The organism is Polyangiaceae bacterium (genome assembly GCA_020633235.1).
Classification (GTDB): domain Bacteria; phylum Myxococcota_A; class Polyangia; order Polyangiales; family Polyangiaceae; genus JACKEA01.
Genome location: JACKEA010000005.1, coordinates 468,148 through 482,340, shown reverse-complemented (window position 1 = coordinate 482,340; position 14,193 = coordinate 468,148). Strand labels below are relative to the sequence as shown.

The 14,193-nt window shown below is 67.6% G+C and carries 12 protein-coding genes; 8 read left to right on the top strand and 4 right to left on the bottom strand.

Going from position 1 to position 14,193, the window contains the following annotated elements; all coding sequences use genetic code 11:
* The first annotated feature begins 1 nt into the window (after position 1).
* The 3 genes from H6717_27950 to H6717_27940 are packed head-to-tail and all read left to right on the top strand — an operon-like array spanning position 2 to position 3,634.
* On the top strand, positions 2-1,978 hold the full coding sequence (locus tag H6717_27950) for a HAMP domain-containing protein (protein ID MCB9580895.1): 1,977 nt from the start codon (positions 2-4) through the stop codon (positions 1,976-1,978).
* Positions 1,975-2,634, top strand: coding sequence for a hypothetical protein (locus H6717_27945; GenBank protein ID MCB9580894.1), 660 nt, complete (start codon positions 1,975-1,977; stop codon positions 2,632-2,634). Before H6717_27950 ends, H6717_27945 begins: the two co-directional genes overlap by 4 nt.
* Positions 2,615-3,634 carry a M20/M25/M40 family metallo-hydrolase gene (locus H6717_27940; protein ID MCB9580893.1) on the top strand — a complete coding sequence of 340 codons (1,020 nt, stop codon included), beginning with the start codon at positions 2,615-2,617 and terminating at the stop codon, positions 3,632-3,634. The genes H6717_27945 and H6717_27940 overlap by 20 nt, the downstream gene beginning before the upstream one ends.
* A gap of 4 nt (positions 3,635-3,638) precedes the next feature.
* On the opposite strand, the gene H6717_27935 is transcribed toward H6717_27940, so the two are convergent.
* Entirely contained in the window at positions 3,639-5,318 is a 1,680-nt protein-coding gene (locus H6717_27935) for a L,D-transpeptidase (protein MCB9580892.1), read from the bottom strand.
* 276 nt (positions 5,319-5,594) lie between these two features.
* On the opposite strand from H6717_27935, the gene H6717_27930 reads away from it, so the two are divergent.
* Positions 5,595-6,608: a hypothetical protein gene (locus H6717_27930; protein MCB9580891.1), complete on the top strand. Its 1,014-nt coding sequence runs from the start codon at positions 5,595-5,597 to the stop codon at positions 6,606-6,608.
* On the opposite strand, the gene H6717_27925 is transcribed toward H6717_27930, so the two are convergent.
* Both H6717_27925 and H6717_27920 read right to left on the bottom strand, forming a co-directional pair.
* Positions 6,563-6,991, bottom strand: a complete 429-nt coding sequence (locus H6717_27925; protein ID MCB9580890.1) for a hypothetical protein — start codon at positions 6,989-6,991, stop codon at positions 6,563-6,565. The two genes, H6717_27930 and H6717_27925, sit on opposite strands and share 46 nt — an antisense overlap.
* Positions 6,988-8,490, bottom strand: coding sequence for a type II/IV secretion system protein (locus H6717_27920; GenBank protein MCB9580889.1), 1,503 nt, complete (start codon positions 8,488-8,490; stop codon positions 6,988-6,990). The genes H6717_27925 and H6717_27920 overlap by 4 nt, the downstream gene beginning before the upstream one ends.
* A 145-nt stretch (positions 8,491-8,635) precedes the next feature.
* Here H6717_27920 and H6717_27915 point away from each other — a divergent pair, with 145 nt between their 5' ends.
* The 4 genes from H6717_27915 to H6717_27900 are packed head-to-tail and all read left to right on the top strand — an operon-like array spanning position 8,636 to position 13,782.
* A complete protein-coding gene (locus tag H6717_27915) occupies positions 8,636-9,211 on the top strand; it encodes a hypothetical protein (GenBank protein ID MCB9580888.1) in 576 nt (191 codons plus the stop codon).
* A complete protein-coding gene (locus H6717_27910; GenBank protein MCB9580887.1) occupies positions 9,208-9,468 on the top strand; it encodes a hypothetical protein in 261 nt (86 codons plus the stop codon). Before H6717_27915 ends, H6717_27910 begins: the two co-directional genes overlap by 4 nt.
* 43 nt (positions 9,469-9,511) lie before the next feature.
* Positions 9,512-10,681, top strand: a complete 1,170-nt coding sequence (locus H6717_27905) for an efflux RND transporter periplasmic adaptor subunit (protein MCB9580886.1) — start codon at positions 9,512-9,514, stop codon at positions 10,679-10,681.
* Positions 10,678-13,782 carry an efflux RND transporter permease subunit gene (locus tag H6717_27900; protein MCB9580885.1) on the top strand — a complete coding sequence of 1,035 codons (3,105 nt, stop codon included), beginning with the start codon at positions 10,678-10,680 and terminating at the stop codon, positions 13,780-13,782. Before H6717_27905 ends, H6717_27900 begins: the two co-directional genes overlap by 4 nt.
* Positions 13,783-13,887: 105 nt before the next feature.
* On the opposite strand, the gene H6717_27895 is transcribed toward H6717_27900, so the two are convergent.
* Positions 13,888-14,187, bottom strand: a complete 300-nt coding sequence (locus tag H6717_27895) for a hypothetical protein (protein ID MCB9580884.1) — start codon at positions 14,185-14,187, stop codon at positions 13,888-13,890.
* Positions 14,188-14,193 lie beyond the last annotated feature (6 nt).

The window sequence follows — 14,193 nt, the reverse complement described above, 5'->3', positions numbered from 1 at the left end:
CATGCGGCGCCCCAGGTTGAGTGTACGCGGCAAGATTGTGGCCACGATCATCGCCGTTTCCACGGTCGTGCTCGCCCTGGGTGCGTGGGCCGCCTTCGACGCGGTGCGCGACGCCGAAGGACGCGGGCGCTACCTCGAGAAGCACTACCTCCGCTACAAGGCGGCGCTGGCCGAGCTCGGCACCAGCGAGTACGCCGTGGCCAAGCTGATCGCGACGGATCCTACGCTGGCTCAGGCCCTCAACGCCGGGGAGCCGGCCCAGGTGGTGGAGTCCGCAAAGCGCTTCAGTGACGCGCTGCAATCGACCATCGCCCCAGACCTCTTCACCATCTCCGACGCGGCGGGCACCACCTTCACCGGCGGCGGGTTGCACCCCGTCAACTCGGCGGAGTGGCGATCGTCTCGGCTGTTCCAGGACCTCCGCGACGGCAAGCCGGTGCGCGGCAAGATCGCCATCATCGGCAAGAAGGCGTACCGCGTGAGCGGTGCTCCGGTCCGCGTCGGCGACGGCCAGTCCGGCCGCGTCGTCGGGACCGTGCTGATCGCGTCGGAGCTCACCACGTGGTTCCGCGACGTGGCAGACAACTCAGGCTCCGACAAGCCGGCGAAGCAGCATCGCTTCGCCCTGATCTCGGGGGATCGCGTGGTGGCCAGCGTGCTGCCCAAGGCGGAGTGGCCTGGGCTGGTGAAGGCCGCCGCTCACCCGGAGCAAGCGCGCGAAGGCGACGAAACCGTTCCGGTCCTGGCCCTGGAAAACGGGCCCACCTACGACTTTTGGAGCGAGCCCGTCGATGGCTACGACCGCGGCGGAGATCCGGATTCGACCCAGATCGGCACACTGTACATGGTGCGCACCCGCGAGCATCAGGCGGAGAAGCTCCGCGCGGCCTACGGCGGCATCCTGGTGGTGTTCGCCGTCGCGCTGCTGATTGCCATCGCCGTGGGCTACTTGCTCGCCGTGCAGCTCACCCGCCCGCTGCGGCGCTACATCGAAGCCACGGAAGACCTCACCCGCGGCCACGCGGACCTGAGCCGCCGACTGGATGTCGAGACCAACGACGAGCTCGGCCACCTCGCCGTCAATCTGAACCGCGTGTTCGCCAAGATCCACAGCCTGGCGGCGGGCGTCCAGCGCACCGCCTTCCAGGTGAACTCCTCCAGCGGCGAAATCTCGACCGTGAGCAAACAGATGCTGGACGGCTCCAAGGAGCAGGCGGGGCGCATCACCAACTCCACCGCGGCGGTCACCGAGCTCTCCTCGTCCATTCAGCAGGTTGCCGAAAACGCCGCGGAAGCAACGCGGACGGCCAAGGCGAGCGGCGAGGCCGTGACCCGCGCCATCGCCCGCTTGAGCCAGATTCGCCGCACGGTGGAGGACGCCGCCCAGCGCATCGGAACGCTGGGCGAGAGCGGCAAGCGCATCGGGAACATCGTGGAGGTCATTCGTCAGATCAGCGAGCAGACCACGATGCTGGCGCTGAACGCTGCCATCGAGGCCGCCCACGCCGGAGAACACGGCCGGGGCTTTGCCGTGGTGGCGGACGAGGTCAGCTCTCTCGCCAAGCGCACCGGCCAGAGCGCTCGCGACATCGAAGATCTGATCGCCACCATTCGCGACCAGACCGGCGAGGCCGTGCGCGTGATGCAGGACGGAACCCGCGAGGTGGAAGAGGGCACCGGCCTGGTGGAGAACACCCTCGCGGACCTCAAGACGTTGGTGAGCGTGATCGACGACACGGCCGCCGCGGTGCAGGAGCAGGCCATCGCGTCCGACGAGATCGCGCGCAACATGGACGCGGTCCAGCGCATCGCCGCCTCCGTGCTGGCCTCCAGCGAGAACGCCGTGAGTCAGGGTGAGCACCTGCAGCACCTGGCGGACGAGCTGGAGCAGAGCGTGAAAGGTTTCAAGATCGACCCCGAGCTGGTGCTCGTGGACGAAGCAGAGCTGAAGAAGCTCCCAGAAGGCAAATCCTCATGAATCGTGGCGCCCGCGCCCTCAGTCTCGCTTCGCTCTTGCTCGCCGGATGCAGCAGTGACGACACCACCGTGGCCGCCCCGGTCACGCCCCCCACCGTCGCGCTTTCGTCCATCACCTCCGCCGGGGGCCCGACCTGGACGGAAGGCAACGGCAGTTGCCTGGAAGTCGGTCGAGACCCCGCCAAAACGGTAGTGGTGAACGCCAGCCTGTCGGAAGGCTTCTCACTGCGACCGCCGGGCACCTGCGGCGGCCTCCAGCTCTGCGGTCGTCTCCGCTTTCGCCTCGATCCATCGGGAGACTCCGAGGCTCTGAAAGTGGAGGCCGCGCAGTCGGCGGTCCAGGTTCCTCTCGAGAACGTGACCCTCGGCTCCCACGTGTTTCAGCTCGAGCTCCTGAACGACGCCGGCCAGATCACCCTGGACCCCACGAAGTCGCCGAACGTCGTGTCCGTCACGCTGGACGTCAAGGACCCCGGCGGCTGCGGCGGCGCGGTGGACGCCGGAAGCGACGCAGCCCAGGACGCCGGGACGGACGCCGCCGCCGACGCGGCGGAGGACGCCCCCCTCGACGCAGCGCCGGACGCTCCCGGGGACGCAGCGCTGGACCAGGCGAACGACGCGCCGCAAGATGCGGCGAGTGACACCTCTACGGACTGAGCTTTTCCCCCTCCTGGCGCTGCTGCTGGTCGGCTGCGGCTCCGAATCTTCCTCTTCCCCCACCACGGGGAGTGGCGGCGCCGCGGGAGCCGGAGGCGCCGGCGGCGCCGTGAGTCTCGAAAGCCAGGTGGATGCCGCTCGTCTCCAGAGCGACGTCGAGCTGATCGCCAAGCCGCGCCCCCCGGGCAGCGCCCAGTGGCAAGCGGTGCAGGATCTGTGCGCCGAGCGCTTCGCCCAATACGGCTTCGAGGTCGAGCGCCAGAAGTACGCCACCGGCGTGAACGTGATCGGGCGCCTCGCCGGTAAGACCAAGCCGGCGGAGCAGGTCATCGTCTCCGCGCACTACGATCACATCAGCGGCTGCCCCGGCGCCGACGACAACGCTTCGGGCGTTGCCGGCGTGTTGGAGACGGCGCGCATCCTGTCCCAGGCTCAGTACGAGCGTAGCCTGGTGGTCGCCTGCTGGGACGAAGAAGAAGCGGGGCTGATCGGCTCCGAGGCCTACGCGGCGCGCGCCGCCCAGCAGGGCGACACCGTCGCCAGCATGGTGTCCCTCGAGATGATCGGATACCGCGACACGGCGCCCAACAGCCAGAGCGTGCCGGCGGGGTTCAACCTGCTGTTCGGCGACGAGTACGCCAAGATCGAAGCCAACCAGTTCCGCGCGGACTTCGTAGCCATCGTGGCCATCGACTCTGCCTCGACTGCGGCCAACGCAATGCGGAGCCACGCGGAACCCGAGCTACCGACGGCGCTCTTGCTGTTGGACAGCGCCCAGGCGCAGAGCCCGCTCTTGGCGGACCTGACCCGTTCGGACCACGCCAGCTTCTGGCAGCACGGCTACCCGGCGATCATGCTCACCGACACCAGCAACTTCCGCTACGCGCAGTATCACTGCATCGGTGGGGACGACGTTCCCTCGCTCTTGGACTACGGCTTCATGGCCGCCATCACGCGGGCGAACCTATCGGCCCAGGTCGACGTACTCGGTCGACTCTGAGTCGCTACGGGTGGACGAACATCACGGTTCCGCGGAGCGGCAACAAAACCCCATGCCAACCGGTGGGGACCTGAGGTTCCGTCCAGAAGAAGATCCGTCGAGCGTCCTCCGGGGCCAGGTTGATGCAACCGTGGCTCTTGGGCGTGCCGAAGCGGTCGTGCCAGTAGGCTCCATGCAGGGCATAGCCTTCCTTGTCGAAGTACTGCACGTAGGGCACGTCGCGGAGCTCGAACTCCTCGCCCACCTCGTCCGAAGCCATGGTGGCGGTGATGTGCTTGGTGTGGATACGGAAGATGCCGCGCTTGGTGGCCGTGGTGTGCTTGGGATCCTCGAGGCCGGCTTCGCCACTGGATACCAACGTCGCGTACACGGGCTTTTCGCCCTCGTAGAGCACCACCGTCTGCTTGGTGAGGTTGACATCGATCCACTTCTCCCCAGCCTTGCCCCACCCCGGCATGCGCTTGGCGGGATCGAGACGTGAAGCGTCGCGATCCGAGAGCCACTTGCCATCCGTGGTCTCGTAGTGCAGCCGCTTGCGGAAGAACTGCTGTTTGCCGGTGAGCTTGATGGCGGCGCGATAGGGCGCGTTGCCCGCGTCGATCAGCTTGTTGCCCGACTTCTGGTAGAGCCAGAACTTCGCGTCCGAACGGCGAATGAACGCGAACGGAAAATCGATGTCCTTGCCGATCTCCACGCCATGGAAGTCGGACCCCTGGATCGGGCGCAGGCGGTCCGTGGGCATCACCTTCAGGTCCGTGGTCACGCCGTAACGCCGGCCCTCGAACAGGAACGTCTGCAGGAACGAGAACCCCACGTGGGGTTTCATGCGCTCGATCACGAGGTCCCCCGAGCGCGCTTTGCGATAGATATTCGGAGCTTCTCCGCCATCCTTCAGGAACCAAGGGAGCGGGTCCGTCGTCTTGTCTTTCCAGGCCTGGGCGGGATCCACCAGCGTCCCGGCGCCACCGAGCCACACGTCCTGGGCGTAGCTGGCACCGATCTCGCCCTCCGCCGTCAGCCACTTCTCCATTCGATCGTCGATGTCCGGCTCTGCCTTGTGCAGCTCCTCGGAGCTCGGCAGGCGTCCGTAGATGGGCCCGGGACGACGTACCGTACCGTAGATGTACGGAAGGCGGCGCGACGGGTCGGGCTGGAACTCGCGCGTGGCCCGGACGATGGGATCGTTCGCGTCGAGGGTCGCGTGGCGTCCGACGCAGACGTAGCCGTCGGGCTCCACCGGATACCAGCCTTGCTTGCAGCCGTCGTGTCCCGCCGGCTTGTCGCTCGTCGGCGTGGACGCGCCCGCACGCAGGTAGCCGAGGCGGCGCGACTTCTTGCTGGGGCGAGCATGGATCCAGGTGCGGAGGGACCGGCTGTAGACGCGACGCCGGCTGGGATCGACCACGCTCACGCTCAGGGGGCGGAACTCCCCGCCCAACGTCACCGCTGCCGGCACCTTGGGGCGCGCCTTGGCGCGTTCGAGATCGTCCTCATCATCGCTCTTGGCGTCCGGCTTGGAGCCGGAGGCCGCGGGCGGAGGTTCGGTGGAGTCGGCCGGCTTCGCGCTTGCGGCTGCTGGGGACTCGTCGTGGGAGCAGGAGGCGGCCGCGAGCAGCAGCGGCACCAACGCCAGTCGCTTCCAAAGGCTCATGGACGCTTCACATGGCACGGACCCGCGGCCCATCGCCAGAAAACGGCCGGCCCGCGGGCCGAAGCGGAGACAAAAAAAGAGCAGCAGCCCGGGCGGAGGGGGGGGACACCTCGGGCTGCTGCCGAGGCCTGGATAGAGCACACCGCGTGCCACGCCCAGCTGCCTGTATTATCCAGAGGTTGAACAGCGTGTCGGGGAATGTAGTTTTCAATTCTGAAATTTAGCGTGCGATTTCGAAATGCCCTGCAGAGTGCCCAGCCAATTCGCGTTGGTGTGCGCTCGCGTTTCGACTAGGTTCCCGCCGCGCCGATGGTTCTCGGCCGTATCACCGCGACGACGTTGGAGTTCTACCGACGCGGCCGACTGCGAGCCCCCCTGCTCACGGCCACGGCGTTCGCCGTGCTTGCGTTGCTGCCGCTGCTGACGCCGGGCGTCCCGGACGGACACCCGATCGCGACGGCGGTGTTGCTGGGCGCCCTGTCCGTCAGCCTGTTCTGGTACAGCGTCCGCCGCGCCGAGCGGCTGATCGTGGATCTCGCGCAGGGCGTGGTCCGCACCCGCCGCGGGGACTTGCCACTCTCGGGCGCTCGCGAGCTCGTGCTCACCAACACGACGGAGGTCGACGAAGCACCGCGTCGCCGCTACCGCATCGAGCTCCTGTTCGCGTCCGGCGCACACTTGCGGCTGTTGGAAGGGAGCGACCCCGCGCGCGTGCTGTCGGACTTGAGGAAGGTGTTGGGAGTGCTCGAGCTCCCGGTGCGCACGGGTTGGGGACTACCTCCGGGCGCGACGCCCTGGCGCGACGGTGAGGCCCCCGCCGCTGCCGCAACGGCGCCGGCTTTCGTGGCCGAGGCTCGGCCCTACGAGAGCCAGGGTCGAACTGCCGCTACGGTGTTCGGTGGAACCGTCGTGATCGCCGTGGCCATGGGTATCATGATGACCGCGCGGCTTCGCCGCGGCGAAGCCATCTCGGCTCTCAGCGCCAGCCTCGCGGCCGTCACCTTGCTCATCCTCCTGGTCGTCGGCGTCGTGGTCCTGGGCTTGCGCACGCGGGTACGCTGGGGCGACGGCACGCTGGACATCGAGCGCACCGTGTTCGGCCACGCCTTTGGACGTGAGCGCGTGGTGGTGGAAAAGCTGCGCGGTGTCCACGCCGTGAGCCCCGGCACGGAAATGCTGGAGCACGTGCTGCTCGACGCCGGGGACGACCTGTACGCCGTGGCCTGCGCCGGCGGCGGTGGCAGCGAGCTCGCCGCCGCCCTGCAGACCCTCGCCCCTCAGTCCGCGACGCGAACCGTACCAGGGACGCAAAGCCGCTCGTAGCTCTTCGGAGTGCCCCGGGGCGGGACCAGCTCGATACGGATCTTCTCCCCCGCCTTGCACGTCACCTCGCCCACGAACGGCGTGTGACCGAGCCGCACTCCATTCACGTACAGCTCGGAGCGATCCGGGCCGATGGAGATCACCATCGGCAGTCGCAAGGACTTGCCGCGCTCGACGGTGGGGACGGACGCCGGCGGCGGACGTTTGGTCACCACCGGGGTGGGAGCCGCGCTGGCGCTGGACGCGGGCCCGAGCTCTGGATTCTTGCTCTCCACGCTCTTGGTCACGGCGGAAACGCCGAAGCGAATCGCCAGCACCAGAAGCATCAGGGCCGCCGCCAGTTGCGCCACCGCCGCAGCTCGCCCCACCGCCGCGCGGATCATCCTGCCACCCGCAGCACCTCGGCCAGGCTCGTCTCACCGGCCACGGCCCGATTCAAACCGTCTCGCAACAGCGGCGTCATGCCCTCCGCCACGGCCACGGCGTGGATCTCCGCGCTGGTCTCCCGCGCGTTCACCACCTTGCGCAGGGGCTCGTTCATCACCAGCAGCTCCGCGATGGGCAGGCGCCCGGAGTACCCCTGCCCTTCGCAGAAGTCGCATCCCACCGGCTCGTAGTACGGCCCCGGCGGCAGCACGATGCCGTGCTGCGTGAAGCGATCCACCACCAACGCGTCGGGCGCCGCCTCGCGCCGGCACGCCGTGCACAGGGTCCGCACCAGCCGCTGGGAGAGGCAACCCACCGTAGCGCTGGCGAGAATGAAGGACTCCACGTTCATGTCCACCAGGCGCGCGAACACACCGGCGGCGCTCTGACCATGGACGGTGGTGAGGATCAGGTGGCCCGTGAGGCCGGCTTGCATGGCGATGTCGGCGGTCTCCCGATCTCGGATCTCGCCCAGCATCAGCACGTTCGGGTCCTGCCGCAGCACGCTACGCAGTGTGGATGCGAAGGTCATTCCCGCCTTCGGGTGCATCTGGGTTTGCGTGGCAAAGGGTAGCTCCAGCTCGATGGGATCCTCGAGCGTGACCAGTGTGGTGGTCGTGCCGCGGGTGCGGGCGATGTGCTTCATCGACGCGTACAGCGTGGTCGTCTTTCCGCTCCCCACCGGTCCCGTCACGAACAGCAGACCCTGGGGTCGAGACAGGACGTTTTCGAGTCGCTCGCTCACGTCCGGCCCCAGCATCAGCGACTCGAGATCCGGAACCTGTCGACCGCCGCGCACCAGCCGCAACACGATGCGCTCGCCCATTTCCGTGGGCAGCGTGGAGACGCGGGCCTCGATCACGCCACCGTCGAGGTTCTGCACCAAACGGCCGTCCTGCGGGCTACCCCGAACGTAGGTGTCGAGGCGGGCCAGCACCTTCACCCGCGTCGTGAGGGGCGCGGCCACGTCCAGCGGCACGCTCGCCACTTGGTACAGCGTGCCATGCACGCGATAAGTCAGCTTCAGCGCTTCCGGCGTGGGGGAGATGTGAATGTCGCTCGCCGACACACTGACCGCACCGCGCACCAGCTCGTTGAACAGCTCCACCACGTGGACGGTCTTGCCGACGCATTGCTGCACGCGGCGGCGAACTTCCGTTACGGCCTCGCGGATGGAATGCTCGTCCAGCTGCGCGAACTCCGGACCGCGCACGGGACGCCGCACACCGAGCAAGAGCTCCCCCACTCCCAAGACCAGCGCGGCCCCCATCGCCACCACCGCTAGAGCCCCGAGCCAGCGCCAGGCGACGCTGTCGAAACACTCCTGGGCGTGACGCACCACCGCGTCCGTGATGGACGCCGTCGTCCAGGTGGGTAGCGGCACGGCCAGGGCGACGACACCGACCAGCGCAGCCACCACCGCGAGCAGGAGCAGCACCCGCGCGAGTTGGCTCATGACGCGGGATCATGGCCCTGGCGCCATCAAGCCCACAACATTCCGCCCCTCGGCCCCTGGGCCGGCATGGCACTCGGCAGCCAGGTCTGCTCATAATCTGCCCTGCTCAGTGCAACTCACGGCCCTTCAGGAGGCAGAAACCCAGATGACGAAGAAACACAGGTTTGCAGCGCTGGTGTCGGCTGCACTGCTGCTCGGCGTGGCTGCCCCCGCGGCTAGCCAGCCCAAGACCGCCAAGGAACAGCTGAAGAAGGCCGCCGAAGCTCGCAAGGAGGCGCGGGAGAAGTCCAAGGAAGCCCGGGAGAAGACCAAGGAAGCCATCAAGAAGACCCGGGAGGACGCGGGGGACGCCGAAGAGGCGCGGAAGGCTGCGAAGGAAGCTCGGGAGGAGGCCCGCGACGCCCGTCACGATGCCGGAGCTCAGACTCGAGAAGCGTGGAAGCAGAGCTGGGAGCAGCTCAAGGAGACCCGCAAAGAGCGCCGGCAGAAGCGCCGGGAGGAGATCAAGGAGAAGTGGGGGGATCTGACCAAGCACCCCGCCGTTCGTGCGGAGCTCAAGGTCCACGCCTGGCGATTGGCTCGCCTCACGCGGGTGCGAACGCTGGCCAAGGCCGCTGGCAAGGACGCCGTGGTGGAGCGCGCCGACAAGCTCATCGCCAAGGAGAAGGCTCGCCACGACAAGCACATGGAGACCCTGAAGTCGAAGGGTGGTGAGGAATGAAGCGGCTACCCTGGATCTTGCTGGGTGCCGCCCTCGCCCTCTCAGGATGTGACAAGAAGGAACAAGCGGCCGAGAAGACCGATATGTCGGGCACCACCACGACCACGCCGGTCGCCTCCACGGAAACCACGCCGGCGGCCGAAGACGGCGAGGGCATCCCCACCGAAGCCGACTTCGAGAACGAGGCAGAGCAGAAGATCACGGCCTCCAACATGGAGGACGAGCTCGACAAGCTCGAGAAGGAAATCGAGAACTGAGCTTGTCGGCGGCAGGGAGCGGTAGCAAGTATGCGCTTCTCCCATGCACGCCAAGTCTCAATCGCTCTTGGCGGCGGCGCTCCTGCTCGCCGCCGGCTGCAGCAAGAACGGTGAGGCCGCGCCCAACGGCAAGGCGCGGCCGGTCCCCGTGACGATCGCATCGGTCGAACAGAAACCGATGCCTCGCGAGGTGCGCGCCGTCGGGACCATCGAGGCGTACCAGACGGTGAGCGTCCTGGCGCAGGTGGGCGGTGAGATCCGCACCGTCCACTTCAAGGAAGGCGACTTCGTCAAGAAGGACGAGCCCCTGTTCACGATCGATACGCGCCCCTACCGTGTGACCCTGAGCGAGGCACGGGCGCGGCTGGTCCGGGATCAGGCGCTGGCCAAGCAGGCCAAGACCGAGCTCGATCGAATGGAGAAGCTGGTCGCCGAAGGCGTGGCGTCCCAGCAAGAGCTCGACAAGGCACGCTCCGAGAAGGCCAGCGCCGAGGCCACCGTGCAGGCGGATCGCGCCGCGGTCAGCGGTGCTGCCATCGACGTGAGCTATGCCGCCATTCGGGCGCCCATCAGCGGACGCACCGGCAGTCTGCTCGTCCACGCCGGCAACGTGGTCAAGCCGATGGACAAGGCGCTGGTCACCATCCGCACGATTCGACCGATCTACGTGCGCTTCAGCGTGCCGGAGCTGGCGTTGGCTCGCGTGCGCGCGCACCTGAAGAGCGGAAACGTGTCCGTGCGCGTGCGGCCTCGGGGACAAGACGCCTGGACCGCCAAGGGCAAGCTCACCTTCATCGAAAACACCATCGACCCCGCCACCGGAACCATCGACATGAAGGCGGAGCTCGACAACGCCGACGAGGCTCTGTGGCCGGGTCAGTTCGTGGACGCCGCGGTCGAGCTCGAGGTCGAGGCGAAGGCGCTGGTCGTGCCGGAGCCAGCGGTTCAGAGCGGCCAAGACGGCGATCACGTGTTCGTGGTCAGCGCCGACAACCACGCCGAGCTCCGGCACGTGAAGGTGGACCGACAGGTGGGCCACGAGATCGTGCTCGCCAGTGGGGTGAAGGCCGGCGACAAAGTGGTCACGGACGGCCAAATCCGCCTGGCGCCAGGTTCCCTGGTGGAGGCCAAGGCCGCCCCCGCGCCCGCGGAAAAGCCCCAAGAGCCCGCGGAAAAGACCCGGGCGCCCGCGCCACGGGGTGAAGGCCAGTGAGCATCTCCGAGCCGTTCATCCGACGGCCGGTCGCCACCACCCTGGTGATGATCGCCCTGTTGGTGTTCGGCGCCCTCGCCTACGTGCGGCTGCCGGTGAGCGCGCTGCCGGACGTGGACTTCCCTACCATCTTGGTGAGCGCTTCCCTGCCCGGCGCCAGCGCAGAGACGATGGCCTCCAGCGTGGCCACGCCCCTCGAGCGGGAGTTCTCGACCATCGATGGCCTCGACAGCATGAGCTCGTCGAGCTCCCTCGGCTCCACGCAGGTCACGTTGCAGTTCGATCTGGAGCGCGACCTCGACTCGGCGGCTCAAGACGTCCAGGCCGCGATCTCCCGAGCCAGCGGTCGCTTGCCCCGCGACATGCCCTCGCCGCCCAGCTACCGCAAGGTGAACCCGGCGGAGCAGCCCATCTTGTACCTGGCGCTGTCGAGCACGGTGCTGCCGCTGTACACGGTGAACGAGTTCGCCGAGACACGCATGGCTCAGAAGATCTCGACCATCCGCGGCGTGGCTCAGGTCAGCGTGTACGGTTCCCAGAAGTACGCCGTCCGCATCCAGCTGGATCCCGACACCCTGGCTAGCCGGGGCGTGGGCATCGACGAAGTCGAGAAGGCGATCCAGAGCGCCAACGTCAACCTGCCCACGGGCACGCTGTACACCAAGGATCGCGCGTTCTCCATCCGTGCGGACGGTCAGCTCACCAGCGCGGAGGCCTACCGCCCCATCGTGGTGGTGTACCGCAACGGCAGCCCCGTCACGCTGGATCAGCTCGGCACCGTCAAGGACTCGGTCGAGAACGACAAGACCGCGGCCTGGAACGTGGACCGTCGCGCGGTGGTGCTGGCCATCCAGAAGCAGCCGGGGGCCAACACGGTGGACGTCTCGCGCCGCATCAAGGAGCTGGTGCCGAATTTTCGCCGGGAGCTGCCCGCCTCCGTGAACCTGGAGGTGCTGTTCGATCGCTCGGAAACCGTGAAGGAATCCGTGGCGGACGTGCAGTTCACGCTGCTGCTCACCCTGGTGCTCGTGGTGCTCGTGATCTTCCTCTTCCTCCGGCGCCTATCGGCCACGCTGATCCCGAGCCTGGCCATGCCGCTGGCAGTCGTGGGCACCTTCAGCGTGATGTACCTGGCGGGCTACACGCTCGACAACCTCTCGCTCATGGCGTTGACCCTGAGCGTGGGCTTCGTCGTCGACGACGCCATCGTGATGCTGGAGAACGTCGTCCGCCACATGGAGATGGGCAAGCCGCCGCTGCAGGCCGCCTTGGATGGCGCCCGCGAGATCGGCTTCACCATCCTGAGCATGACGATCTCCCTCGTCGCCGTGTTCGTGCCCATCCTGTTCATGGGCGGCATCATCGGACGACTGTTCGCGGAGTTCTCCGTCACCATCGCGGCGGCCATTTTGATCAGCGGGTTCGTGTCCCTCACGCTGACGCCCATGCTGTCCGCGCGCCTGCTCCGTCCCCACGGAGAAAAGCCTCCCGGCCGCGCCTATCAAGCCGTCGAGCGCGGCTTCGAGCTCGCGCTGTCGATCTACGACCGCACCCTGTCCGTCGTGCTCCGCCACAAGCGGTCGACCATGGTCCTCACGCTCGGCGTGCTGGTCGCCACGGTCATGCTCTTCCGCACCATTCCCAAGGGCTTCCTGCCCACGGAGGACAACGGCCAGATCTTCGCCCTCACGGAAGCGGTCGAGGGCATCTCGTTCGAAGCTGCCAAGGAGCGCCAGCAGCAGATCGCCGCCATCGTGAAGGAAGATCCCGCGGTCGACAGCTTCATGTCGAACGTAGGCGCCCGCGGTAGCATCGGCGCTTCCAACCAGGGCTTCCTGTTCGCCCGGCTCAAGCCCCGCTCCGAGCGCGCCCCCGTCGAGGAAGTCATCGCTCGCCTCCGCAAGCAGACGGCTCACGTGCCCGGCATGAAGGTGTTCATGCAGGTGCCGCCCCCCATTCGCATCGGCGGGCGGCTGACCAAGAGCGAGTACCAGCTCTCGCTCCAGTCCACGGAGCCGCGGGAGCTGTACGAGTACGGCCCCAAGCTCGCCAAGGCCATGGAGGACATCCCGGGAGTGCGCGACGTCACCACCGACATTCAGCTCAAGAACCCCGAGCTGCGGGTCAACGTGGATCGCGACCGCGCCGCCAGCTTGGGCATCAGCGTGCAGCAGATCGAAGATGCGCTGTACAGCGCCTACGGCAACCGCCAGGTGTCCACCATCTTCGCGCCGGACAACACCTACGCCGTGATCCTGGAGCTCGATCCGGCCGCCCAACACCGCCCCGAGGCGCTGCAGAAGCTCTACATCCGCTCGAGCCAGGGCCGGCTGGTGCCCATCGGCGCCGTCGCCAAGCTGGATCGCGGCGTGGGCCCGCTTTCCGTCACCCACGACGGCCAGCTTCCCGCCGTCACCGTGTCCTTCAACCTGGCGCCCGGCTACGGCCTCAGCACCGTCGTCGACAAAGTGGAGGACACCGCGCGGCACATGATGCCGGCCAGCATCACGACGCGCTTCCAGGGCACGGCAGAAGCCTTCCAGTCGTCCTTGTCCGGCCTCGGCATGCTGCTCATCGTCAGCATCTTCGTGATCTATCTGGTGCTCGGCATCCTGTACGAGAGCTGGATCCACCCGCTCACGATCCTCTCCGCCCTGCCCTTCGCCGGCTTCGGCGCCTTGGCCACGCTGATGCTCTTCGGCATCGACTTGAACGTGTACGCCTTCGTCGGCGTGATCCTGCTCGTGGGGTTGGTGAAGAAGAACGGCATCATGATGGTGGACTTCGCCATCGAAGCGCAGAAGGACGCCACGAAGTCCGCCGCGCAAGCCATCCACGAGGCCTCCGTGGTGCGCTTCCGTCCCATCATGATGACGACGATGGCCGCGCTGTTCGGCACCTTGCCCATCGCCCTTGGCATCGGCGCAGGAGCGGAGTCGCGTCAGCCCCTCGGTCTGGCCGTCGTCGGTGGTCTGCTCTTCTCGCAGCTCCTCACGCTGTACGTCACGCCCGTGGTCTTCGTGTACATGGACCAGTTCCAGGGCTTCTTGCGTCGCCACCTTCGGCGCAAAGAGCCCCTCGCCGCTCACGCAGCGGAGTAGACGATCAACGCGCGGCTTGTTCGTCGCCCAGCGCGCTCGACTCCCCGTGTCGTCTTCTTGTTGGTCCGGCGCGGAACCTCACGCCCCGGCGGCCTGGCAGCGTCGCTATTTCTTGCAACACGGCGGCGTCGGCATCGGCCCTTCCGTCCAGATCCCGTCGCGACACACGAGGCCTCGGCCCGGCGTCGCGCCGTTACCGCAGGCAGAGCCCTCGTCGCTGCACGCCGCGCCCTCGGCAGCGGAGATGTCGGCGGGACACGGCGAGGACGTCTGCGTCGGCGCCGTGGGCGGCCCCGGCGCTTCCGTCACGGGGTTGACGGCCGTCGCTGCGCCGCCGGAGCTCGGCGTGGAAGCGCACCCGGCCAGCGCGATGAACAGGAACAGCACGACGCTTGAAGCTCGCATGGCACC